Annotated in this window: 21 protein-coding genes; 11 read left to right on the top strand and 10 right to left on the bottom strand. The window is 32.2% G+C overall.

Features of this window, described 5'->3' with window-relative positions; all coding sequences use genetic code 11:
- The first annotated feature begins 82 nt into the window (after nt 1–82).
- A complete protein-coding gene (gene namA / locus KKQ76_RS05050; RefSeq protein ID WP_213196102.1) occupies nt 83–1,135 on the top strand; it encodes an NADPH dehydrogenase NamA in 1,053 nt (350 codons plus the stop codon).
- 43 nt (nt 1,136–1,178) lie between these two features.
- Here namA and nhaA read toward each other — a convergent pair whose 3' ends face one another.
- From nhaA to KKQ76_RS05035, 3 genes are all read right to left on the bottom strand, one after another.
- Nucleotides 1,179–2,351, bottom strand: coding sequence for a Na+/H+ antiporter NhaA (nhaA, locus tag KKQ76_RS05045; RefSeq protein ID WP_213196101.1), 1,173 nt, complete (start codon nt 2,349–2,351; stop codon nt 1,179–1,181).
- A gap of 2 nt (nt 2,352–2,353) precedes the next feature.
- Nucleotides 2,354–4,558 carry a RelA/SpoT family protein gene (locus KKQ76_RS05040; protein WP_213196100.1) on the bottom strand — a complete coding sequence of 735 codons (2,205 nt, stop codon included), beginning with the start codon at nt 4,556–4,558 and terminating at the stop codon, nt 2,354–2,356.
- A 149-nt stretch (nt 4,559–4,707) separates the two neighbouring features.
- Complete coding sequence (locus tag KKQ76_RS05035) at nt 4,708–5,148, bottom strand: hypothetical protein (protein ID WP_213196099.1); 441 nt, start codon at nt 5,146–5,148, stop codon at nt 4,708–4,710.
- A 241-nt stretch (nt 5,149–5,389) separates the two neighbouring features.
- Between KKQ76_RS05035 and dacB the strand changes: the two genes are divergently transcribed.
- Both dacB and KKQ76_RS05025 read left to right on the top strand, forming a co-directional pair.
- The gene (gene dacB / locus KKQ76_RS05030; RefSeq protein ID WP_213196098.1) at nt 5,390–6,739 is read left to right on the top strand and encodes a D-alanyl-D-alanine carboxypeptidase/D-alanyl-D-alanine endopeptidase; all 1,350 of its coding nucleotides are present in this window, start codon (nt 5,390–5,392) and stop codon (nt 6,737–6,739) included.
- A gap of 167 nt (nt 6,740–6,906) precedes the next feature.
- Nucleotides 6,907–8,058, top strand: a complete 1,152-nt coding sequence (locus tag KKQ76_RS05025; protein WP_213196097.1) for a sensor histidine kinase — start codon at nt 6,907–6,909, stop codon at nt 8,056–8,058.
- Between the two features lie 130 nt (nt 8,059–8,188).
- Here the strand turns inward: KKQ76_RS05025 and KKQ76_RS05020 are convergent, their stop codons facing one another.
- The 4 genes from KKQ76_RS05020 to KKQ76_RS05005 all read right to left on the bottom strand — a co-directional run bounded on the left by KKQ76_RS05020 (nt 8,189) and on the right by KKQ76_RS05005 (nt 12,427).
- The gene (locus KKQ76_RS05020) at nt 8,189–8,740 is read right to left on the bottom strand and encodes a hypothetical protein (protein ID WP_213196096.1); all 552 of its coding nucleotides are present in this window, start codon (nt 8,738–8,740) and stop codon (nt 8,189–8,191) included.
- A 44-nt stretch (nt 8,741–8,784) separates the two neighbouring features.
- Nucleotides 8,785–10,392 (bottom strand): M1 family metallopeptidase, encoded by a 1,608-nt coding sequence (locus tag KKQ76_RS05015; protein ID WP_213196095.1) that lies wholly within the window; start codon nt 10,390–10,392, stop codon nt 8,785–8,787.
- A gap of 108 nt (nt 10,393–10,500) precedes the next feature.
- On the bottom strand, nt 10,501–11,685 hold the full coding sequence (locus KKQ76_RS05010) for a sigma-54-dependent transcriptional regulator (protein WP_213196094.1): 1,185 nt from the start codon (nt 11,683–11,685) through the stop codon (nt 10,501–10,503).
- Between the two features lie 88 nt (nt 11,686–11,773).
- Complete coding sequence (locus KKQ76_RS05005; RefSeq protein ID WP_213196093.1) at nt 11,774–12,427, bottom strand: YggS family pyridoxal phosphate-dependent enzyme; 654 nt, start codon at nt 12,425–12,427, stop codon at nt 11,774–11,776.
- Between the two features lie 88 nt (nt 12,428–12,515).
- On the opposite strand from KKQ76_RS05005, the gene KKQ76_RS05000 reads away from it, so the two are divergent.
- From KKQ76_RS05000 to KKQ76_RS04965, 8 genes are all read left to right on the top strand, one after another.
- Nucleotides 12,516–12,842 (top strand): ArsR/SmtB family transcription factor, encoded by a 327-nt coding sequence (locus KKQ76_RS05000; RefSeq protein ID WP_213196092.1) that lies wholly within the window; start codon nt 12,516–12,518, stop codon nt 12,840–12,842.
- A gap of 1 nt (nt 12,843) precedes the next feature.
- A complete protein-coding gene (locus tag KKQ76_RS04995; protein ID WP_213196091.1) occupies nt 12,844–13,437 on the top strand; it encodes a methyltransferase family protein in 594 nt (197 codons plus the stop codon).
- Between the two features lie 75 nt (nt 13,438–13,512).
- Nucleotides 13,513–14,352, top strand: a complete 840-nt coding sequence (locus KKQ76_RS04990) for an arsenite methyltransferase (protein ID WP_213196090.1) — start codon at nt 13,513–13,515, stop codon at nt 14,350–14,352.
- Between the two features lie 55 nt (nt 14,353–14,407).
- Nucleotides 14,408–15,028 carry a class I SAM-dependent methyltransferase gene (locus KKQ76_RS04985; protein WP_213196089.1) on the top strand — a complete coding sequence of 207 codons (621 nt, stop codon included), beginning with the start codon at nt 14,408–14,410 and terminating at the stop codon, nt 15,026–15,028.
- A 9-nt stretch (nt 15,029–15,037) separates the two neighbouring features.
- Nucleotides 15,038–15,826, top strand: coding sequence for a cation transporter (locus tag KKQ76_RS04980; RefSeq protein ID WP_213196088.1), 789 nt, complete (start codon nt 15,038–15,040; stop codon nt 15,824–15,826).
- A 4-nt stretch (nt 15,827–15,830) separates the two neighbouring features.
- The gene (locus KKQ76_RS04975) at nt 15,831–16,445 is read left to right on the top strand and encodes an arsenate-mycothiol transferase ArsC (protein ID WP_213196087.1); all 615 of its coding nucleotides are present in this window, start codon (nt 15,831–15,833) and stop codon (nt 16,443–16,445) included.
- Nucleotides 16,446–16,466: 21 nt separating this feature from the next.
- On the top strand, nt 16,467–17,498 hold the full coding sequence (gene arsB, locus KKQ76_RS04970; protein ID WP_213196086.1) for an ACR3 family arsenite efflux transporter: 1,032 nt from the start codon (nt 16,467–16,469) through the stop codon (nt 17,496–17,498).
- A 73-nt stretch (nt 17,499–17,571) separates the two neighbouring features.
- Nucleotides 17,572–18,803, top strand: a protein-coding gene (locus KKQ76_RS04965; protein ID WP_246501308.1) for an IS3 family transposase whose coding sequence is annotated in 2 segments (ribosomal slippage) — nt 17,572–17,920 and nt 17,920–18,803 — 1,233 coding nt in all. Because the reading frame shifts where the segments join, the coding sequence is not laid out codon by codon here.
- A gap of 31 nt (nt 18,804–18,834) precedes the next feature.
- On the opposite strand, the gene KKQ76_RS04960 is transcribed toward KKQ76_RS04965, so the two are convergent.
- The 3 genes from KKQ76_RS04960 to KKQ76_RS04950 form a co-directional block, all read right to left on the bottom strand.
- Nucleotides 18,835–19,509, bottom strand: coding sequence for an SIR2 family NAD-dependent protein deacylase (locus KKQ76_RS04960; protein WP_213196085.1), 675 nt, complete (start codon nt 19,507–19,509; stop codon nt 18,835–18,837).
- Between the two features lie 65 nt (nt 19,510–19,574).
- Nucleotides 19,575–22,118, bottom strand: coding sequence for a heavy metal translocating P-type ATPase (locus KKQ76_RS04955; protein ID WP_213196084.1), 2,544 nt, complete (start codon nt 22,116–22,118; stop codon nt 19,575–19,577).
- 109 nt (nt 22,119–22,227) lie between these two features.
- On the bottom strand, nt 22,228–22,791 hold the full coding sequence (locus KKQ76_RS04950) for an AraC family transcriptional regulator (RefSeq protein WP_246501345.1): 564 nt from the start codon (nt 22,789–22,791) through the stop codon (nt 22,228–22,230).
- Nucleotides 22,792–22,847 lie beyond the last annotated feature (56 nt).

Genomic DNA, 22,847 nt, shown 5'->3' with positions numbered 1-22,847 from the left:
CAAAAATTTTGTGAAACCAAAGAATTAAACGTGATATTCTGCGTAAAAATGATAAATTTGGGCTCAAATTAATTTTATAAATATGAAACTTTTTACCCCAATTAAGTTTAGAAATTTAGAAATAAAAAACAGAGTAGTCATGGCGCCTATGTGTATGTATTCTGCAAAAAATGGCGTAGTGAATGATTTTCATTTGGTACATTATGCAACGCGCGCTTTTGGTGGAGTAGGATTAATCATTGCAGAAGCTACTGGTGTAGTTCCAGAAGGTAGAATTACGGATAAATGTGCCGGAATTTGGAATGATGAACAAGCTAAAGCATGGAAAAAAATAGTAGAATTTATCCATCAAAACACAGAAACCAAAATTGGGATTCAATTAGGTCATGCTGGTAGAAAAGCTTCTACTTGGAATGGCAAACAAACTTCTTTGGAAGAAAGCGGTTGGATTACAGTTGCGCCTTCAGAAATCCCTTATCTAGAAGGTGAAAGAACACCTCATGCTTTAACAAAATCTGAAATTTCTGAATTGGTAAACGCTTTCAAAGAAGCTGCAGTAAGAAGTGTGAAAGCAGGTTTTGATGTGATTGAAATTCATGCGGCACATGGTTATTTAATTTCTCAGTTTTTATCTCCTTTAAGTAATGTGAGAACAGATGAATACGGTGGAAGTTTAGAAAACCGAGCGAGAATTTTATTAGAAATTGTAGAGGCTGTGAATGAAGTTCTCAACGAGAATGTTCCTTTGTTTGTGAGGATATCTGCAACGGAATACGCTGAAAACGGTTGGAATGTAGAAGATTCCGTAGCGCTTTCTAAAATTTTAAAAGAAAAAGGTGTAGATTTAATTGATGTTTCTAGCGGTGGAAATATTTCGGGTGCTAAAATCAATGTTTTTTCTGGTTATCAAGTTCCTTTTTCTCATCAAATCAAACAAGAAGCAGAAGTAAAAACTGGTGCAGTTGGCCTGATTACCAATGCAACTCAAGCGGAAGAAATTTTGCAAAAAGATGAAGCAGATGTAATTTTGTTAGCAAGAGAACTTCTGAGAAATCCATATTTTGTAGCAAAAAGCTCTTGGGAAAATAATCAAGTAAGTTTCTTCCCACCACAATACGAAAGAGGTAAGCCTTAGAATAAAAAAGGGTTTCTAAATTTTAGAAACCCTTTTTTTATGCTTAAATATTTTCTTTATAATCGGAAACCGAAATTTTCTTTTTGGCTAAAAGTTTCAGTAAAAAATAACCAGAAAATCCAGAAATTGCAGAAGCTACCAGAATCGCAAATTTAGCTTCGTCTTGTATTTCGGTGTGTCCTTTGTAAGAAAGCAACGCGATGAAAATAGACATGGTAAAACCAATTCCTGCCAATAAACCGGCACCAATCATTTGAGACCAATTGCTTTTTTTAGGTAAATCGCTTAGTTTTAATTTGATGGCAATAAAGGAAAAAAGATTGATTCCTACTACCTTTCCTAGAACTAAACCTAGAATAATTCCGTAGCCGAAATTGCTAAATAATCCCTCTATCATTCCGCTTTTAAACTGAATATTAGTATTTGCTAATGCGAAAATCGGCATGATGAAATAATTAACGGGTAAGTGTAATTTTTCTTCTAATTTTTCTAAAGGCGAGATTTCTGTAGTGCTTTCATTTGTAGGAATGGTAAATGCCAATAAAACCCCTGCAATCGTAGCGTGAATGCCACTGTGATGCATAAAATGCCATAAAAATAATCCTGGAATGATGTAGAAAATATATTTTTTAACTTTGAAAAAATTTAAAAGAATTAAAAGGAGTAAAACTGCACCACTCAAAGCTAAATAAGTGATTTCTAATTTCTCTGTGTAGAAAATTGCAATCACAACAATTGCCCCTAAATCATCTACAATTGCTAGCGCAGTAAGGAAAATTTTAACAGAAGCTGGAACTCTTTTCCCCAGCATAGAAATAATGGCGAGAGAAAACGCAATATCTGTAGCCATAGGAATTCCCCATCCATTTTGGTATTCTGTTCCGTAATTAAAAAATATGAAAATTAATGCAGGAACAACCATTCCACCAATCGCTGCAAAAATAGGAAGAGAAGCGTTTTTGAGGCTAGAAAGTTCTCCTTCTATGAGTTCACGTTTAATTTCTAAACCTACCAATAAAAAGAAAATGGCCATTAAACCATCATTAATCCAAAGACTTGTAGAATAAGGTCCAATTGGATAATCTAATACATTTTGAAAATCATCTCCTAAGCTAGAGTTGGCAATCATTAATGAGACGATGACACAGATAATCAATAAATTTCCTGAAGATTGTGCTATTTGGAAAAATTTTCTAAAATAATTGGTAATCAGCATAATTATAATCTTTTTACTTGGGTTACGCTCAGTACATTTCTGAGTTGTTTTAGTGTTTCTTCTAGTTGGCTTTTGTTTTTAACTTCTAGCGTGATGGTTCCTAAGAAAATACCGTCATTACTTTCGATAGAAATACTTTTCATGTCAATATTCATGGCATTACTAATTACTTCAGTAATGTCGTTTACCAATCCTTTTCTGTCAATTCCTTCGATTTCTATTCTCACTCTGCTGCTGTAACGTTGTTCATTAACCCATTTTGCAGGCATTACTCTATAATCGTAATTGGCTCTAAGGTTAATTGCGTTCGGACAATTGTCATTATGAACTTTAATTCCGTCTGAAATCGTGATAAATCCAAAAATTTTATCACCTGGAATTACGGTACAACATTTGGCAAAGCTGTAATTCAGTTTTTCTTCATCTTTACCGAAAACGATTAAGTCTAAATCTGTGGTTGGACTTTCTTCGTAAGCAGTATTGATGTTGGGTGATTTTCTAAATCTCTGGAAGAAATTTTTCAGAGCACTTTTAGAATCGGCATATTTTTTTAAATCTGTGGTATCATAAGTGCCATCGTAGAATTTTAGAAATAAATCTTGAGAGGTTTTATGATTAAAAAATTTCTGAATATTATTTACTTCTTCCTCTGAAAAGGTAAGTTTTGCGTGTCTTAATTTTCTTTGGAAAATTTCTTTTCCTTCTGCAACTTGTCCGTTTTTTTCGGAGTTAAGCGCAGCTTTAATTCTAGATTTTGCTTTAGAAGTGATAACAATATCTAACCAATCTTGCTTTGGTTTTTGATTTTGAGAAGAAAGAATGTCTATTTGGTCGCCGTTTTGCAAAACGTAAGAAATAGGAACCAGTTTCCCATTGATTTTTGCACCTAAACATTTCATTCCCAAATCGGTGTGAACCGAAAACGCGAAATCCAGAGCGGTAGAACCCACTGGTAAAATTTTAATTTCTCCTTTTGGTGTGAAAACAAAAACTTCTTTGGAATAAAGATTAAGTTTAATATTATCCAAAAGTTCTGTGGTGGAAAGGTTTTGTTGTTGTTCGATGACTTCTCTAATCTGAGAAACCCACTGCTCGAAGTTTCTATCGTCGCTGTTTTGTTTGAAGCCTTCTTTGTATTTATAATGTGCTGCAACACCTTTTTCAGCGATTTCGTCCATTCTTTCGGAACGAATTTGAACTTCAATCCATTTTTTGTCAGGACCTAAAACGGTCAAATGTAAACTTTCGTAACCTGTAGAACGAGGATTGGTAATCCAGTCACGCATTCTTTGCGGATTGCTGTGGTATAAATCGGTAACGATGGAATAGATTTTCCAAGCGATGAATTTTTCGTTTTTAGCGTCTGATTTATAAATAATTCTAATCGCGTAATTGTCAAATACCTCTTCAAAAGCTACGTTTTGCTTCAGCATTTTTCTATAAATAGAATTAATGGCTTTCGCTCTGCCTTTGATGGTAAAATTGAGATGCTCTTCTTTTAGTTGTTCCGAAACTTCTTTTTTGAACTCTTCTACATATTTCTCGCGATTATCTTTGGCAAGTTCTAATTTATTAGCAATGTCGTAATAAACATCTGGATTGTTGTATTTTAAAGATAAATCTTCAAGTTCTGATTTTATGTTATAAAGTCCTAATCTATGAGCAAGAGGAGCGTAAATGTAAACCGTTTCTGAGGCAATTTTCTTTTGTTTATCATCTCTCATGCTTTCAAGTGTTCTCATATTGTGCAATCTGTCTGCAATTTTGATGAGAATCACGCGGAAATCTTCTGAAAGTGTTAAAAGTAATTTTCTGTAATTTTCAGACTGAACCGAAATATTTTGATGGTTCATCACTGAAATTTTAGTCAGTCCATTGACGATATCTGCAATTTTTTGACCAAAAATTTTCTTGATGTCTTCATAAGTATATTCAGAATCTTCAATCACGTCATGAAGCAATGCGCAAGCAATAGAAGTGGCTCCTAAACCTATTTCATTGGCAACGATTTTTGCCACTTCGATAGGGTGATAGATGTAAGGTTCCCCCGTTTTTCTTCTTTGGTCTTTGTGAGCGTCTAAAGCAATATCAAATGCTTTCCTGATGAGTTTATTCTGTTCTTCATCAAGAGTTCTGTATGTATTAGAGATTAAATCTTTATAGCGATACTGAATTTCTTTATTTTCTTTTTCTAAATCATAAACCATCTTTGAGCCTCTTTAATTATCACGAAAATACAAAAAAAAGCTTTAAAATAAAAGCTTTACTGTAATTCCTAAAAAGAAAACCCGAAAATAAATTTCGGGCTTCGTATGAAAAATTAATTTGATATGAAAAATTAATTTGATATGAAAAATTATGTGTTTGAACTTACTTCAGAATTTATTCCTGTGCTCATCTCAGAGCTAGAAGTTTTAATTTCTGGCATTGCATAAATTAGCGCTTTCGCTTTTAGAGCAACTACTTTTTTAATGTAATCTAAATCTACTGCTTTTGCAAAATCTACTTCTGGTAATTCATAAGTGTTTACTACTTTGTTTTCTCTGAAAGCATCTTTTGCCAATTGTAATTCAGTATCATTATTAATCGCCACACTAGTTATCAATGAATCTACAGCGGTAGCTTCTTGGTCTATGTCATCAGTGAATAGTTTGCTCCAAAAAGATTTTTCTACTGGTTTACTTTGGTTAATGTAAACAATGTAATCAGAGTCTTTGAAACCTTTTTTTTCTAAACTTTCAGAAACTGCTTTTGTTTGATCTTGGCTTCCGAAGAGCCCTACAATTGTGTATGACATAATTTTAAAAATTTTAGACTGTTAATTATGATGCAAATATATGCTAAATAAATGATAATAAAATGTTAAAAAATAAAAATTTAATATAAAATTGACAAAAATCATCCTTTATTTTACTAATTAAATAATTGTTTAATAAATTGACATTGCTAATAAATCATTTATTTCTTTGTTTTTTTAATTATTTAGGAAGAAGTAATCCATTTTATTTTCTTTATATTTGAAAAAACAATTATTCTTTATGAAGAAATTTTTTGCTTTTATAACGGTTTTTTGCTTGCAAATATTTTATTCACAGTTGGTTACGCAAAATTTAGATAAAGCAGTTCAGTCACTTTTGGCGTCTTCTCCTATGTATTCTGGGAATCTTTCTTTTTATGTAGCAGATGAAAGCGGTAATTTTGTTTATGAATATCAAGGAAACAAAGGATTGTCTACCGCTTCTACCATGAAAATTTTTACAGCTGCAGCGGCTTTGGAAACTTTAGGAAAGAATTATCAATATAAAACTCAAATAGCCTTCGATAAAAATCTGTATATTTTTTCTAATGGAGATCCTACTTTGGGAAGTTGGCGATATGATGGTTATAAACCAGAACATTTTATTTCAAAAATTATAGAAACGCTCAAGTCTAGAAATATCAAAGAAATTCCTGGAGATTTGGTTATAGATGACATGTACTTTGATTTTCAAAAAATTCCTGGAGGATGGCCTTACAATGACATTGGAAATTATTATGGAGCTGGAGTTTGGGGCGTAAATTGGCGAGAAAACCAATTTGACATTAATACTTTTGGTAAAGATTTTAAAAATTTCAATATCAATTTAGAAGGTGTACATTTTGTGAATGATACAAGAACAGAAGGAACTTCAGACAGAAGTATCATTTTTACTACTCCTTATAATGATGTGGCGCATGTAACGGGCACGCTTCCTGCAAAAAATTTGACGATTTCTGGAGCGACACCTAACCCGCCAAAACAATTGGCACTAGAAATTGTGGCAGAATTAAAGAAACAAAATATCGCTTTTAACGGAAAAATCATCATCAATTCTGAAAGATTGATTGAAGGTCAAAATCCTTTAGTTTTTCCTAAAAATAAAGTGATTTTAGAATATCTATCGCCTACTTTAGATAAAATGGTTTTTTGGTTTCTGAAAAAAAGCATCAATTTCTACGGGGAAACTTTCGTGAAAACAATGGCTAAAGAAAAAACAGGAAACTCTTCTTTTGAAAGTGGAATGAAATACCTTAAAAATTTCTGGAAACAACGTGGAATAGATGAGAGAATGATTAATTTTGTAGATGGAAGTGGATTGTCTCCGCAAAATTATGCTTCTACAAGAGCTGAAGTTTTAGCTTTGATTTGGGCAAAAAAACAACCTTGGTTTGCTGAATATTTTGAAGGATTTCCAGTGCAAGGAAATGGTATGAGAATGAAAAGCGGTAGCATAAAAGATTGTAGAGCTTTTGCAGGTTATCATACTTCTAAATCTGGTCAAAAATATGTTTTTGCAATTATTATGAATAATTATCAGGTCAATGATTTGAGTGATGCGCTGTATAAAGTTTTGAATCACTTGAAATAAATTTTATTAAAACCACAAAAGAAACAAAAGAAATCATTGAAAATAAGTATTTCAAAAGTGAAAAAAGAGAAATGCTTTGTTTTTTTATTTGCTTTTAAATAACGAAAATCTTTTCATCTTTTGTTGTTAAAAAAATATTGTAATTTCGATTATAAAATTATAAATTTTTGAGAAACAACTTTATTTCTAAGATAAACAACTGGTTTGTGTTTGTGCTATTAACGATAATAGTTGCAGGATTGGCTGTTTCTTCTAATTTCTTAATCAATCATCTTAGAAAAAAAGAAACAGACAGAATAAAATCGCTTGCTACTGCGGTAAAATATCTTCAAGACAATAATGTAGATTCTCGATTGAATGACTTGTCACTCAATGTTATCGACGAAAATAAAGACATTCCCATAATTATTACCGATAAAAATAGGAATCTGATTGAAAGTAAAAACATCGACGAAGAAATCTTAAACAATCCCGAAAAACTGAAAAAAAAAATAGCTGAAATGGATGATAAATATCCTCCGTTTGAGATTCAGTTGCCCAATTTCAATAACCAATTCGTGTTTTATGACAACTCAGATTTGCTCAATTATTTGCGTTATTATCCTTATGCTTTAGGTTTGTTCATTGGTTTGTATCTTCTGTTTTCTTTTTGGTTTTTGCGCACCATTAAAAAATCAGATGAATCCATGTTGTGGGCTGGTTTGGCTAAAGAAACTGCACACCAAATCGGAACTCCGCTTTCTTCTATGATTGGTTGGGTAGAAGTAATGAAACTCGATGCCAATAGAAATGATGATGGTTTACTTGAAATCAATAAAGATATCAATCGTTTAAAAACCATTTCTGAACGTTTTTCTAAAATTGGTTCGGTTCCAGAACTGAATGATTTGAATTTAAAGGAAACGGTTCAACAAAACTTTGATTATCTGAAATCTAGAATTTCCAGAAAAGTAAGTTTTGAACTCAAAGTTCCCGCAAGAGAAATTTTAATTCCTCACAATAGAATTTTGATGAGTTGGGTGATTGAAAACCTTGTGAAAAATGCTGTAGATGCAATGAAAGGAGAGGGAAAACTGGAAATTTCTCTTTATTCTAAAAATAATTACGTGTTGATAGACGTAAAAGATTCTGGCTCTGGAATGACCAATACTCAAATGCGAAGTGCTTTCAAGCCAGGTTATTCTACCAAAAAAAGAGGCTGGGGACTTGGTTTGTCTTTGGTAAAACGTGTAATTAATGAATATCACAATGGCGACATTAAAATCGCAGAATCCGAAGTAGGAAAGGGAACTACTTTTAGAATTGTGCTGAAAGCGTAGAATTTTTGTTTAGCGTTTCGGGTTTAGCGTTCCGAGTTTATTGTACTAATTTATAATTCCGTAGGAATTGAAGGTTTGTAGAAAATTTGCAAAAAGAAAATAAGTTCGGCTCCGTTAGGAGCCGAAGGTTTTAGAAATCTTTTTCTACTTTTTTCAAAATATTTATAATCTCTTTAAATTCAGTTTTATCTAATAATATTGGATTTTGAGAAGATGAATTAGGTAGTTTGAAGTAATAAGTCCAAGAATTTAACTCTTCATTAAATGAGCTCCCAACTTCTAAATAATTTTTAGTCAAATATTTATATTTGGTTTCTGTATTGGGTTTACTTGCTGTTTTTTGTTCTAAATTTTGAAGATTATTGATCAAAAGATTCACTTCTTGTTTATCAAAAGTGATGGTTCTTTTAGAAATAGAATCAAAAGTTTCAAAAAAAGTCATAATACCTAAAACCGAAAGACTTGAATTCTCTTTGGAGTCTTTTATAATAATTTTTTGAAAATTCAAATTCTTAATATTTCCTATATTAAAAATTTGTTTCTCTAAAAGTGTTTCTTTTTTGTTGTTAAAATTGTTGTACCCAGAATTAAATTCTGTATTTCTATTGACTGTTAATGGTGATTCTTGAGCAAATGTAGAAACAGAGATAATTGAAAAAGCAATAAGAATTGAATATTTCATGTTTATAATTTTAAATAGTATAACTTAAATTTCTGAATATTATTTTAAATCTTTACAAACTCCACAAAATAATTATCATTAAACTTCACCTCTTTTTTGTCTTTCAGTTTAATGGTTTGCCATTCTTTAGTTGGAGTTAGAGTTGTATTTTCTATTCTAATAGGCAAGTTGAAACCTTCTACAGTATTTGTCCATCTGTATTTTAACGTTTTTCCGTTTTGAGAAAATTCTAAAGTTGGAATTTTAGTGGTTCTTAAATATTGGTCAAAAACAGTGGAGAAATCTATTCCAGATTTTTCAGAAATATAATTTTCAATTTGCTGAGTAGTTACCGTTTGATGATAAAAATCTTTACCAATTCCTCTTAAAATTTGTCTGAATTTTTCATCGTCGTTTATCGCAGTTCTAATCGTGTGAAGCATGTTTGCACCTTTGTAATACATGTCTCCACTTCCTTCGTTTCTTACGCCGTATTTCCCAATAATAGGCTTGTCGTTTTCTATGTTTTGTCTGATTCCTTTAATGTACAATTCTGCTTTTTCTTTGTTCAAATAATTTTGAGTAAAAAGCGTTTCTGAGTAACTCGTAAAACCTTCATGAATCCACATGTCAGCTTGATCTTTTGCGGTGATGTTGTTCGCAAACCATTCGTGACCAGATTCATGAATAATGATGAAATCCCAATTTAATCCAACACCAGTTCCAGATAAATCTCTACCAAGATAACCATTTAAATAATGATTTCCGTAAGCTACATTAGACTGATGTTCCATTCCTAAATAAGGCGTTTCTACCAATTTATAACCATCTTCGTAGAAAGGATAAGCTCCAAACCAATATTCAAACGCTTGAAGCATTGGTTTTACTTGCGTAAATTGTTTTTTGGCTTTATCTAGATTGTAAGAAAGTACATAATAATCGCAATCAAGTTTGCCTTTTTCACCATCATAAATTTCTGAAAAATGTTCAAATTTTCCAATGGTAGGAACAATGCTGTAAAGATTGATAGGGTTTTTGACTTCCCAAGTAAAAACATTTTTGCCTTTTTCTACGGTTTGAGAGATTAATTTGCCGTTTCCAACTCCTATTAAATCTTTTGGCGTAATGATTTTCATTTCTATTCCTTCATCTGGTTCATCATTCCAAATATCTTTTGAAGGTAACCAAAGACTTGTTCCGTCTCCTTCTTGCGCTACAGAAATCCATGGGTTGCCTTGTTCATCTTTGGCGAAAACCCAACCACCATCCCAAGGTGCGTGTTTTGCGATTCTTGGATTCCCGAAATATTCTAAAATCATGTAAAAACGTTCTCCTTTTTTGAAACTTTGTTGAGTTTCTATAAAAATGAAATCGTCTTCGGTTTTTACTTGAGTATAATTAAAATTTCCCATGAAGTTTTTAGAATTCATAGGCTTTTGAAGGTCTAATTGAAACGTAGGATTTTCTACATCTTTGGTAATTTCAAAGAAAATGGTGTTTTTCCCGCTGACTGATTGATCCTGAATATTAGGTTCTACCGTGAGTTCATATTTTTTGACGTCCCAAAAATTTCTAAACGCCGTATCAGAACCTTTTAAAGTATCTTTTTTGGTAAAAGTTTGTGCAAAGGTGATTTGACTAAAAACTAAAAGAAATAAACCGATTTTTTTCATGAATAAATTTTTTCAGTGCTTAAAAATAACAAAAACCACGCAAAATTGCGTGGTTTAGTGTATAAATTTATTAAATTTTTCTAGTGTCTAAGATCTAAATCTAGCATACTATTTTCTTACGAAATCTGCTACATCTTCAGCTGTTACAGGATTTCCGCCCAAAATGATTAAACGCTCTACTACATTTCTCAGCTCACGAATATTTCCTGTCCAAGAGAAATTTTGAAGTGCTTTTATCGCTTTGTCATCAAATTTTCTAACTGCATTTCCTTGTTCATCTGCAATGATTTGAGCAAAATGTTCTACCAAAAGCGGAATGTCTTCCTTTCTAGCATCTAATGGTGGTACATAAATTTCAATGACAGAAAGTCTATGATACAAGTCTTCTCTAAATTTTCCGTCTTCTATTTCTTTTTGTAGATTTTTATTGGTGGCTGCAATTACTCTTACATCTACTTTTATTTCTTTGTCACTTCCTACAGGTGAAACTCTGCTTTCCTGAAGCGCACGAAGAACTTTGGCTTGTGCTACCAAACTCATGTCTCCAATTTCGTCTAAGAAAATTGTTCCTCCGTTTGCTAATTCAAATTTACCTTGTTTGTCTTTTATTGCGCCTGTAAATGAACCTTTTACGTGACCGAAAAGTTCAGATTCTATTAATTCTGATGGAATTGCCGCACAGTTTACCTCAATCATTGGTCCTCTGCTTCTTTCACTTTGTGCATGAATAGAATGGGCTACCAATTCTTTACCAGCACCATTTGGACCTGTAATGAGAACTCTTGCATCTGTAGCCGCTACTTTTTCAATCATATTTTGAATTTTAGAAAGCGCTTCAGAAGTACCAATCATTTGGTATTTTTTGTTGACTTTTTTCTTGAGCTGAGTATTCTCTTTTTGAAGTACTTTAGTCGTTTGAACCAAATTTTTACGGTCAAGAGCATTTCTTACGCTGGTAATCAATCTATTGATATCAATAGGTTTTGAAATAAAATCGTAAGCGCCATCTCTTAAAGAATTTACAGCAGTATCAATGTCAGCATGACCAGAAATCATGACAAAAGTAGTGTCTGGTTTTAATTGAAGTGCTTGTTTCAAAAGTTCTGTACCAGAAAGTTTTGGCATTTTTATATCTGAAATCACCAATGCAAAATCATCTTTTTCGATGAGTTTGTAGGCTTCTAAACCATCTTCTGCAACCAAAACTTCGTAATTGGTTAATTCATCTGATAAAATACTGTGCAGTACACCAGAAATTGCTTTTTCGTCTTCTACGATTAATACTTTTTGCATAAGGCAAATTTAATGAATTATATTCAGTTTATAAATTACAGAATTTGGAAAATATTTTTCAGAAATTTAACTAGAAAATTGTTCTAAATTAATAATTTCTCACTCCAAAAATGGCAGAACCTATTCTTACAGAAGTAGAACCACATTCTATTGCAAGTGCGAAATCGTCACTCATTCCCATAGAAAGTGTTTCGAGTTTTTTAAAGGTAGAAAGTTCATCGAATAGAGATTTCAGAACTAAAAATTCAGATTTTACTTGATTTTTATTATCTGTGAAAGTTGCCATTCCCATCAAACCTAAAATCTCAATATTTGGGTATTTGTGTTCTAAGTAATTGCTGAAAATTTCTTTGGCTTCAGCAATTTCAAGACCGTATTTAGTTTCTTCTTCGGCGATTTTTACTTGAAGTAAAACTTTAATTTTTCTATTGTTTCTTGCTGCTTCTTTGTTGATTTCTAGTAATAATTTTTCAGAATCTACACTTTGAATGGTATCTATAAAAGGAGCAATGTATTTTACTTTATTGGTTTGTAAATGCCCAATTAAATGCCATTGAATATCAGCAGGAAGTTCATTTACTTTGGTTAAAAGCTCTTGTACTTTATTTTCTCCGAAAATTTTTTGTCCACAATCATAAACTTCTTTTATTTTTTCAACAGGATGAAATTTAGAAACAGCTACTAATTCTACGTTTGCTGGAATTTGGACTTTTATTTTATGGTAATTTTCTTGAATAGACATGATTTTGAATTTCTTTTTCAAATTTATGAAGAAAATTTTGGTTTAGAAAATTATATATCGTAATATTGCAATATTAAAATATAAAAATATGGGAATTTCTAAAACTGAACATTTTACAGAAGAACAAAATGAAGTGGCAAAATTAATGAAAGCGCTTTCTCATCCTGCTAGAATTGCGATTGTAGAATATTTACTTTCTGTAGATTCATGTATTTGTAATGATATTGTAGAAGAGATAAAATTGGCTCAACCTACCGTTTCTCAACATTTAAAAGAATTAAAAAACGTAGGAATTATTCAAGGTGATATTGATGGAAAAGCCATTTGCTATTGCATTAATCCAGATACATTGAAGAAAATGGAGCATTTTATTTCGCAGATCATTCATAAGGCAAACCAACCAAAATGCTGTTAACATGAAACTTTATTTATTTGTTTTATTTTTATTTTCTGTCATTTTTGTTTTTGTAGTTCCTACTTATTTGACTTACAAAAAGACAGGAATTAACCCAATAACTTTTGGTAAAGAAAGCAATGCACATAATTATGTAGGAAATGTTTATAAATTTCTCGTTTTCATGTTGCTGATGGTTTTTGTGATTCATTTTTTAAATATTGAATTGTATAATTATTTTTTAGTTCCAATTCATTATTTAGAATTGAGTTCTGTGTTTTTTATTGGTTTTTTTCTGTTGCACTTTGCTTTGTTTTGGATTTTTATTGCGCAAAAACAAATGGGGAATAGCTGGAGAATAGGAATTGATGAAAAAAATAAATCAGAACTTGTAACCCATGGACTTTTTTCTATTTCTAGAAATCCTGTTTTTCTAGGAATGATGCTTTCTCTTTTTTCAATTTTTATGGTTTTGCCCAATATTCTAACTTTTTTCATCGCATTTACAGGATACATTGTTATTCAAATTCAAATCAGATTAGAAGAAGAATTTCTTTTAAAAGAATTTGGTCAAAAATACATTGATTATAAAAATAACACAAGAAGATTAATTTAAACTAAAAAAGGAAATAATTTCTGTAACGTATTATTTATCAATAAATTACTAATTAAACAACTAAAAATATTAATTATGAATTCTAACGAAGAAATCAAAGAAATGGTAAAGCAAAAATATGCAGAAATCGCTTTACAAAACCAAGATACTAACTCTTCATCTTGTTGTGGAAGTGGCGGTTGTAGTACAGAAGTGTACAATATTATGACTGATGATTATGACCATTTAGAAGGTTATAATCCTGATGCTGACCTTAAATTAGGTTGCGGTTTGCCAACAGAATTTGCCAAAATTAAAAAAGGCGATTACGTAGTAGATTTAGGAAGTGGAGCAGGAAATGACTGTTTCGTAGCTCGTGCAGAAACTGGCGAGTCTGGAAAAGTCGTGGGAATAGATTTCACTCCTGAAATGATAGAAAAAGCAAGAAATAATGCCGATAAATTAGGTTTTAATAATGTGGAATTTAGGTTGGGAGACATCGAAAATATTCCTTTAATGAGCAATGTTGCTGATGTTGTGGTAAGTAACTGCGTAATGAATTTGGTTCCTAACAAACTGAAAGCTTTTGCGGAAGTTCAAAGAATTTTGAAACCAACTGGTCATTTTTCGATTTCTGATATTGTTTTGGTGGGAGATTTACCAGAAAAAATTAAAAATGCCGCAGAAATGTACGCTGGTTGCGTAGCTTCGGCGATTCAAATGGAAGATTATTTGAAAATTATTGAAAATTCTGGCTTCAAAAACATTACTTTACAGAAGAAAAAACCGATTATCGTTCCAGATGATATTCTGAAAAATTACCTGAACGAAGAAGAAATTCAGCAATATAAAGATTCTACCACTAGAATTTACAGCATCACGGTTTATGCAGAAAAAGTAGTGGGTTGTTGTACGCCAAATTCGGGTTGTTGTTAAATTATTTTAATCCTTCAAGGATTTAAAATTCTTGAAGGATTGTTTACTTTAAACTATGGAAATAAATAAAAAGCAACATTGGGAAAATGTTTTCGCCACCAAAAAAGAAACAGAAGTAAGCTGGTATCAAGAAAAACCTGAAACTTCTCTACAATTTTTTGGAAGAAATAAAATACCAAAGAACGCCAAGATTTTAGAAATTGGTGGTGGAGATAGTTATTTGATTGACAATCTATTAGAGCAAGATTATGAAAGTCTTACTTTACTTGATATTTCAGAAAATGCAATAGAAAGAATCAAGAAAAGATTGGGCGAAAAATCAGAAAAAGTACGTTTTGTAGTGTCTGATATTTTAGATTTTTCTTCAATAGAAAAGTTTGATGTGATACATGATAGAGCAAGTTTTCATTTTTTGACCAAAGAAGAAGATATTCAAAAATATGCTACTTTGTTGAGTGATGTTTTAGGAGAAAAAGGACTGTATTTTGTGGGAACCTTTTCAGAATCAGGACCTTTAAAATGTAGTGGTTTAGAAATTACGCAATACAGCAAAGAGAAATTCTTGAAAATTTTCGGAAATGATTTTTCGCTTTTAAATAGTTTTGAAGAAGTGCATAAAACACCTTTTGAAACCACTCAAAACTTTATTTTCTGCGAATTCCAAAAGAAAATGTAACTTTATGTAATGAAAAAGTCCAAATTCAAAATCCATAAAATGGATTGCCCTTCAGAAGAGCAAATCATCAGAATGAAGCTCCAGAATTTCAAATCGATTGAAGCCTTGGATTTTGATATTCCCAATCGGGAATTATTGGTTTTTCATCATGAAAATGAAGAAGAAATTTTCAAACAATTAGAAACACTAAATTTTGATACACAGCATATTTCTACAGAATTTACGCAAGAAAAACTCCAAGAACACAAAAATCAAACACAATTGCTTTGGAGTGTTTTAGGAATCAATTTTTTCTTTTTTTTGCTAGAAATTTTCTATGGTTTTTGGTCTAATTCTATGGGATTAGTTGCCGATAGTCTAGATATGTTGGCAGATAGTTTTGTGTATTTATTGGCTTTATTTGCAGTTGGAAAAGCCATTGAAAGAAAGAATAATGTTGCCAAAATCAGCGGATATTTTCAGTTAATTTTGGCAATTTTAGGTTTAACAGAAGTTTTGCGAAGATTTTTTGTAAAAACAGAAGTTCCAGAATTTCAAATGATGATGCTTATTTCGTTTTTTGCATTATTAGGGAACGCAGCTTGTCTTTATCTTTTGCAAAAAAGTAAAAGCAAAGAAGCACATATTCAGGCGAGTGTAATCTTTACCAATAATGATGTGATAATCAATCTAGGAGTGATAATTGCTGGGGTTTTAGTCTATTTTACACATAGCAAAATGCCAGATTTAGCCATTGGAACTCTTATTTTTATCTTGGTGACGAGAGGCGCTTTTTCGATTTTAAAACTATCAAAATAATCAAATGAACTTAAAAATTAGAGAAATAATTTCTCAACTTTCCACAGAAAGAATTTCTGAGGAACGAAAAATAATCCTTCAACCTTTAATTGAATTTATCTCTTCTAAAAGGTCTGAAAATGAAGAAGTTAGATTAAATTTTATTTGTACTCATAATTCCAGAAGGAGCCATCTTTCACAGATTTGGGTACAAACAATGGCGAATTATTATCAAATTGAAAATGTTTTTTGCTATTCTGGTGGAACAGAAGCAACAGCCATGTTTCCAAAAATTTCTGAAACGCTTACAAATCAAGGTTTTGAAATTTTAAAATTATCAGAAACTGAAAATCCTGTTTATGCGGTAAAATTTGCCGAAAATGAACATGCGGTGATTTGTTTTTCTAAAAAATATGATAATGATTTTAATCCGAAGTCAGAATTTGCTGCTATTCTCACGTGTGATTCTGCAGACGAAAATTGCCCGATTGTTTACGGAGCAGAAGCCAGAATTCCCATTAAATATGAAGATCCTAAAAAATCTGATGGAACTGCTGAAATGAACGAAACATATTTCAACAGAAGTTTAGAAATCGCTACAGAAATGAAATTTGTCTTTGAAAATTTAAGAAAATCATAAAACAGACTCATAAAAATTAACATGAAACCCAAACTGAAATTTCTCGACAGATATTTAACATTATGGATTTTTTCAGCAATGATTTTCGGAGTATTACTCGGGAAATTGGTGCCATCAATCCCAGAAACCATCAATCAGTTTTCTAGCGGAACCACTAATATTCCATTAGCGATTGGTTTGATTCTCATGATGTTTCCACCGTTAGCCAAAGTAGATTATAGTCTTTTACCTATGGCTTTTAAAGACCGTAAAACAATGGGAGTTTCATTAATTCTCAATTGGATTATTGGTCCGATTTTGATGTTCGTTTTGGCAATTATTTTTCTGAAAGACGAACCCAATTACATGGTTGGATTGATTTTAATTGGTTTGGCAAGATGTATCGCAATGGTGATTGTTTGGAATGATTTGGCTTCTGGAAATCGTGAATATGCCGCAATGTTGGTGGCGTTAAATAGCATTTTTCAAGTGTTTACGTACAGTTTTTACGCTTGGTTATTTATTAATTTTTTACCGCAATATTTAGGTTTTGGAGATTTTGAAATCTCAGTTCCCATGAAAGATGTAGCAATAAGTGTTGCCATTTATTTGGGAATTCCTTTTGTTGCAGGTTTTTTGTCAAGATATTTCTTGATTGCTCAAAAAGGAAAAGAGTGGTACAATAGAGTTTTCGTTCCGAAAATTTCGCCCATTACTTTGTATGCATTGCTGTTTACGATTGTGGTGATGTTCAGTTTAAAAGGCGATAAAATTGTAGAATTGCCTTTTGACGTGATTAAAATAGCGATTCCATTGGTGATTTATTTTGTTTTGATGTTTTTCACGAGTTTCTTTATCAATCGTAAATTAGGAATAGATTATGATAAAAACGCTTCAGTTTCTTTCACCGCTACTGGAAATAACTTTGAACTCGCGATTGCAGTTGCGATTGCAGTTTTTGGGATTCATTCTAAAGAAGCTTTTGCAGGAGTCATTGGTCCACTTATCGAAGTTCCAGTGCTTATTTTATTGGTAAAAGCAAGTCTTTGGTTAAAGAAAAAATGGTATAAATAAAGCGAGATTTTTTCTCGCTTTTTATTTTAATAATGACCCGTCCTAAAATAAGTTTACACCCAATAGACTTATTATGGAAAATCGAGAGAAGACAGTAGAAAAGCGTACACAACAAGATTACACAATGGCTTTTAAATTAGGTATTGTAAGTCGTGTAGAAAAGGGCGAATTCACTTACAAACAGGCGCAGCAACATTACGGTATCCAAGGTAGAAGCACCGTTTTGGTTTGGCTCAGAAAATATGGTAATTTAGATTGGAGCAAACCCACCATTCATACCATGTTACAATCCAAAGAAACACCCGCCGAAAAGATTAAAAGATTAGAGAAAGAATTAGCTGATGAGAAACTGAAAACCAAAGTTCTCAATATGATGATTGATATCTCGGACAAGCAATACGGCACACAGATTCGAAAAAAGTTTACGCCCAAACAGTCAGACAACTCCAAGAAAAAGGATTGAGTTTATCCAAAATCTGCAGATTGTTTGGGATAAGCAGACAAGCCATTTACCAGCAGCGCCAAAGAGTATGTGTTCGGGAAAAAGAATTGGAGAAAGTTAAACAATTCGTTGAGGAGATTCGTTTAGAACAGCCCAGAATAGGAACAAGAAAACTTTATTATTTGCTTAAAAATAAGTTCAAGCTTGAAAAGATAAAAATAGGCAGAGATGCGCTGTTCAATTATTTACGAAGAGAAAACCTGCTTATTTATCCTAAGAAAAGATATACAAGAACAACTTTCTCCAAACACTGGCTCAGAAAACACCCCAACCTTTTGAAAACGACTTGCCTGAAAAGAAAAGAACAGGTATTTGTAAGCGATATCACTTATATAAAAACCAAAACGAATGTCTGTTATTTATCTTTGGTTACGGATGCTTACAGCAGAAAAATAATGGGTTACGAATTAAGTGAAAATATGAATGCTGAAAATGTAGTCAAAGCTCTGAAAATGGCCGTTAAAAACAGAACAACACATCTTCCGCTTATTCATCACTCAGACAGGGGATTGCAATATTGCTCAGAAGTGTATCAGAAAGTACTTGTTGAAAACAAAATAAAACCCTCAATGACAGATGGCTATGATTGTTATCAAAATGCTTTGGCAGAAAGAATAAACGGAATATTGAAGCAGGAATTTTTAATTTATAAATGCAAAAACATTCAGGATTTAAAACAAATGGTTAAAGAAAGTATTTATATTTACAACAACAAAAGACCACATCTTAGTCTGAAGATGAAAACCCCGGAAACAATCCACAAAAAATCCGGAAAATCAATATCTTCCGGATTGGTATTTTAATGTAAAACTTGTAAACCTATTTTAGGATTAGTCATAATCGTTCTTTTAAAATCTTCATTCCTTCTGTAGCAGAAGTTTTCAAGAAATTTTCATGTTTGGTGAATTGGTTTTCTAAATGTGGATCAATCACAAAAATTTCACAATTTTTTGGAACGTAATGAATCAATCCAGCAGCAGGATACACTTGCATAGAAGTTCCTATCACGATGAAAATATCTGCTTCTGAAGCGATTTCGGTAGCATTTTCCATTTCAGGAACCATTTCACCAAACCAAACAATATGTGGACGAAGTTGGTTTCCCAATTCATCTATATCTCCCAAATTACAGTCTTCTTCCCAGTCGTAAATTTGCGTTTCATCATTTATAGAACGTACTTTTTTCAATTCTCCGTGTAGATGTATCACTTTATTAGAACCCGCTCTTTCGTGTAAATCATCTACATTTTGGGTGATGATATGTACATCAAAATATTGTTCTAATTCTGCAAGAATTTCGTGAGCGAGATTGGGTTTTACGTCTTTCAATTGTCTTCGTCTTAAATTATAAAAATCTAAAACCAACTGCGGATTTCTAGCAAAACCTTCTGGCGAAGCCACATCTTCTATTCTGTGGTTTTCCCAAAGTCCGTTAGAATCTCTAAATGTAGAAATTCCGCTTTCTGCCGAAATTCCTGCTCCTGATAAAACGACGAGTTTCTTTTTCATTAATTTATAGTTTTGCCACGAATACACGAATTTATGAAATATTTGTGCATTCGTGTGAATTTTAGTTAAATTTTCAACTTCACATTATTCAATCTCAGAGAATTAGCAATCACAGAAACGGAAGAAAAACTCATGGCAGCAGCAGCAAACATTGGAGACAATAAAACTCCAAAAATAGGATAGAGTAAACCTGCAGCAATCGGAATTCCGAGTGTGTTGTAAGCAAAAGCAAAAAACAAGTTTTCTTTTACATTTTTCATCATTTTTTCGCTCAAAATTTTAGATTTTGCAACGCCAGAAATGTCGCCTTTCAGTAAAGTAATTTCTGCGGAATTCATAGCAATATCAGTTCCTGTTCCCATTGCAATTCCTACGTTGGCTTGTGCTAGAGCAGGAGCATCATTGATTCCATCGCCTGTCATAGCAACAATTTTTCCTTGAGTTTGGAGGTTTTTAACCTCGTTTATTTTGTCTTGAGGAAGACAATTCGCAAAATATTTTTTGATGCCAAGACTTTCTGCAACGTGTTTTGCAGTGGCTTCATTATCGCCTGTCATCATGATAACTTCAATGCCTTTATTTTGTAAAGATTTGATGGCAGATTTTGCATTGTCTTTGATTTTATCTTTAAAACCAAAAACAGCCACAGCTTTTTCATCGATGGTTAAGTAAGAAACGGTATTTGCTTCGTTTTCTAGAATTTGGGCTTTTTGAAGTAGATTTTCAGAAATTTCAAAATGATTTTCTTTGAGATAATGAATATTTCCAAGGAACAATTTTTTGCTATCAATTTCTCCTAAAATTCCTCTACCTGAAATGTTTTCAAAGTTTTTAACTTCTTTTAAGTTGTCATTCTGAGCGGAGTCGAAGAATTTAGCTTTATTTAAAACCGCTTGTGAAAGTGGATGTTCAGAGTTTTTATTGAGAGAAGCCGCCAACTGTAATGCTTCATTTTCTGGAATATTTTCTGAGAAAATTTGAGTCAAAGAAGGCTTTCCTTCGGTTAAAGTTCCTGTTTTATCAGTAATAATCACGTTTACTTTCTCCATTTCTTCCAAAGCTTCTGCGTTTTTAATCAAAATTCCATTTCTTGCTCCTTTTCCAATTCCTACCATTACAGACATTGGTGTCGCCAAACCAAGAGCGCAAGGACAAGCTACAATTAAAACCGCTAAAGCATTAACCAAAGCAAAAATCGCACGATTTTCTCCACCGAAAAAATACCAAAAAATGAACGTCAAAACTGAAATAGCAATCACCACAGGAACAAAAATTTTAGAAACTTTATCCGTTAGTTTTTGGATTGGCGCTTTACTTCGGCTTGCAGCATTTACCATTTCAATAATTTGAGAAAGTAGCGTGTCTTTGCCAATTTTCTCTGTTTTCATGAGGAAAACTTGGTTTCCGTTGATGGTTCCAGAAGTTACTTTGTCGCCTAATTTTTTCTCAGCAGGAATAGGTTCACCTGTAATCATGCTTTCGTCAATCGTGGTATTTCCTTCGATGATTTCTCCGTCAACTGGAATTTTTTCTCCTGGTTTTACTTTTAGAATATCTCCAATCTTAACTTCTGAAATTGAAATATTTTTTTCTACATTATTCTGAATAAGATGTGCTTCTTTTGGCGATAGATTCATCAATTCTTTAATGGCGTTTCCGGTTTTTTGATGGGCTTTTGCTTCCAACATTTGTCCGAAAATTACCAAAGTTAAAATCACGGCAACTGCTTCGAAATACAACGGTACTTCGTGATGATTTTGCATAAATTCATGCGGAATTAAACTCGGAAAAGTGAGTGCGAAAATGCTGTAAATAAAAGCAGCACTTGCTCCCAAACCAATTAATGAAAACATATTAAGATTCCAAGATTTAAAAGAAATCCAAGCTCTTTTGAACAAAAACCAACCCGTGAAAAATACGACAGGAAGCGTGAAAATCAATTGTAAAATTCCAGAAATTCTTGAACTAAAAGGAAACTCAAAAAACATTCCTCCCATCGATAAAATAAAAACGGGAAGCGTAAAAGCAACCGAAATCCAAAATTTCTTTTTCAAATTTTTATAGGTATCGTCTTCAGATTCATCATCATTGCCAGTGATTTTAACCAAATCCATTCCGCAAACTGGGCAACCTACATTTTCGGGATAGGTTTTATCGCCTTCACAAAACATGGGACAATAGTAACCGCTTTCTGCAGTCGGCTTTTTGCTTTCAGCTGATTGCTGATTGCTGATTGCTGATTGCTTTTCTTCAATCGGAACGCAATACATATTGCAAACTGGACAACGTTTACCTTGCACGAAATAGACTTTATCGCCTTCACATTCCATTGGGCAATAATAAACCGAACTTATAGAAACTCTGTCTTGAGGTGGAATAAATTCTGTAGATTTTGGTTTTTCTGGATCTTCTAAAACGTAGTTTCCTGCATTTTTAAGCTCAGAATTAAGTTTTTCTAAGTCTATTTCTTGTTCAGAAGTGATTTCAACGAAATTTCCTGCGAGATTTACATCTGCTTTTATTCCTTCAACATTATTTAAAGCAGAAGAAATCTTTTTCTGACAGCCTTCGCAAGACATTCCCAGAACGTTATATTTTTTGGTATTCATCTTTCTTAATTTTGATACAAATTTCAAAATTAATCAAATAAAAACCATTATCAAATCATGGCAGAATGTTATGAAATTTAGATTTTTAAGATTTTGTGAAATGAAAATTTTAAATCAAATCAATAGGAAGTCTCTTTTTTTCTTTGAGTTCCTGAAATTGTGATGGCGAAAATCCTGTGATTTTTTTGAACTGTTGAGAAAGATGTTGAACGGTTTTATAACCCAGTTTGTCTGCAATTTGAGAAAGCGTGAGTTCGCGATAAATCAAAAGCTCTTTTACTTTTTCAATTTTTTGAAGAATGAAATATTGTTCTAAAGTAATGTTTTCTGTTTGTGAAAAAACCTTAGAAATACTGCTGTATTCTTTGTTGAGTTGATCTGAAAGGTATTTAGAAAGCAAGAAATCTTCATTAATATCAAGATTCTGAACTTTTTCTAAAATCAGTTTTTTGATGTTTTCAATTTGTTTTTGTGATGCATCTTCTAGAATTTCAAAACCTATTTTTTGTAAATTTTCGTTGAGTTTTTGAAGCTGATTTTTTGAAATTTCTGTAGAAATATCCACCCAACCCAAATTCACCGAAACGAAATCAATTTCAGACTTTCGAAAGACGTCTTCCACTGCAGTGATACAGCGGTTACAAACCATGTTTTTAATGTGAATAGCCATCATATATTCACAAAAATACAACTTTTAGAACATGTAGTTTTCTTATCTTTGATAAAAAT

Origin of the sequence: Cloacibacterium caeni (genome assembly GCF_907163105.1) — a bacterium.
GTDB lineage: Bacteria > Bacteroidota > Bacteroidia > Flavobacteriales > Weeksellaceae > Cloacibacterium > Cloacibacterium caeni_A.
Note: the sequence above shows the minus strand (reverse complement) of the source record. Positions and strands in the feature narration are given on the sequence as shown.

Coding starts and splice junctions, on each gene's coding strand:
- KKQ76_RS04955 (WP_213196084.1), bottom strand. CDS start 22,118: ATGAATACCAAAAAATATAACGTTCTGGGAATGTCTTGCGAAGGCTGT.
- KKQ76_RS04960 (WP_213196085.1), bottom strand. CDS start 19,509: ATGAAAAAGAAACTCGTCGTTTTATCAGGAGCAGGAATTTCGGCAGAA.
- KKQ76_RS04985 (WP_213196089.1), top strand. CDS start 14,408: ATGGAAATAAATAAAAAGCAACATTGGGAAAATGTTTTCGCCACCAAA.
- KKQ76_RS04980 (WP_213196088.1), top strand. CDS start 15,038: ATGAAAAAGTCCAAATTCAAAATCCATAAAATGGATTGCCCTTCAGAA.
- KKQ76_RS05035 (WP_213196099.1), bottom strand. CDS start 5,148: ATGTCATACACAATTGTAGGGCTCTTCGGAAGCCAAGATCAAACAAAA.
- KKQ76_RS04950 (WP_246501345.1), bottom strand. CDS start 22,791: ATGATGGCTATTCACATTAAAAACATGGTTTGTAACCGCTGTATCACT.
- KKQ76_RS04975 (WP_213196087.1), top strand. CDS start 15,831: ATGAACTTAAAAATTAGAGAAATAATTTCTCAACTTTCCACAGAAAGA.
- KKQ76_RS04990 (WP_213196090.1), top strand. CDS start 13,513: ATGAATTCTAACGAAGAAATCAAAGAAATGGTAAAGCAAAAATATGCA.
- dacB (WP_213196098.1), top strand. CDS start 5,390: ATGAAGAAATTTTTTGCTTTTATAACGGTTTTTTGCTTGCAAATATTT.
- nhaA (WP_213196101.1), bottom strand. CDS start 2,351: ATGCTGATTACCAATTATTTTAGAAAATTTTTCCAAATAGCACAATCT.
- arsB (WP_213196086.1), top strand. CDS start 16,467: ATGAAACCCAAACTGAAATTTCTCGACAGATATTTAACATTATGGATT.
- KKQ76_RS05010 (WP_213196094.1), bottom strand. CDS start 11,685: ATGCAAAAAGTATTAATCGTAGAAGACGAAAAAGCAATTTCTGGTGTA.
- KKQ76_RS05040 (WP_213196100.1), bottom strand. CDS start 4,558: ATGGTTTATGATTTAGAAAAAGAAAATAAAGAAATTCAGTATCGCTAT.
- KKQ76_RS05005 (WP_213196093.1), bottom strand. CDS start 12,427: ATGTCTATTCAAGAAAATTACCATAAAATAAAAGTCCAAATTCCAGCA.
- namA (WP_213196102.1), top strand. CDS start 83: ATGAAACTTTTTACCCCAATTAAGTTTAGAAATTTAGAAATAAAAAAC.
- KKQ76_RS05000 (WP_213196092.1), top strand. CDS start 12,516: ATGGGAATTTCTAAAACTGAACATTTTACAGAAGAACAAAATGAAGTG.
- KKQ76_RS04995 (WP_213196091.1), top strand. CDS start 12,844: ATGAAACTTTATTTATTTGTTTTATTTTTATTTTCTGTCATTTTTGTT.
- KKQ76_RS05015 (WP_213196095.1), bottom strand. CDS start 10,392: ATGAAAAAAATCGGTTTATTTCTTTTAGTTTTTAGTCAAATCACCTTT.
- KKQ76_RS05020 (WP_213196096.1), bottom strand. CDS start 8,740: ATGAAATATTCAATTCTTATTGCTTTTTCAATTATCTCTGTTTCTACA.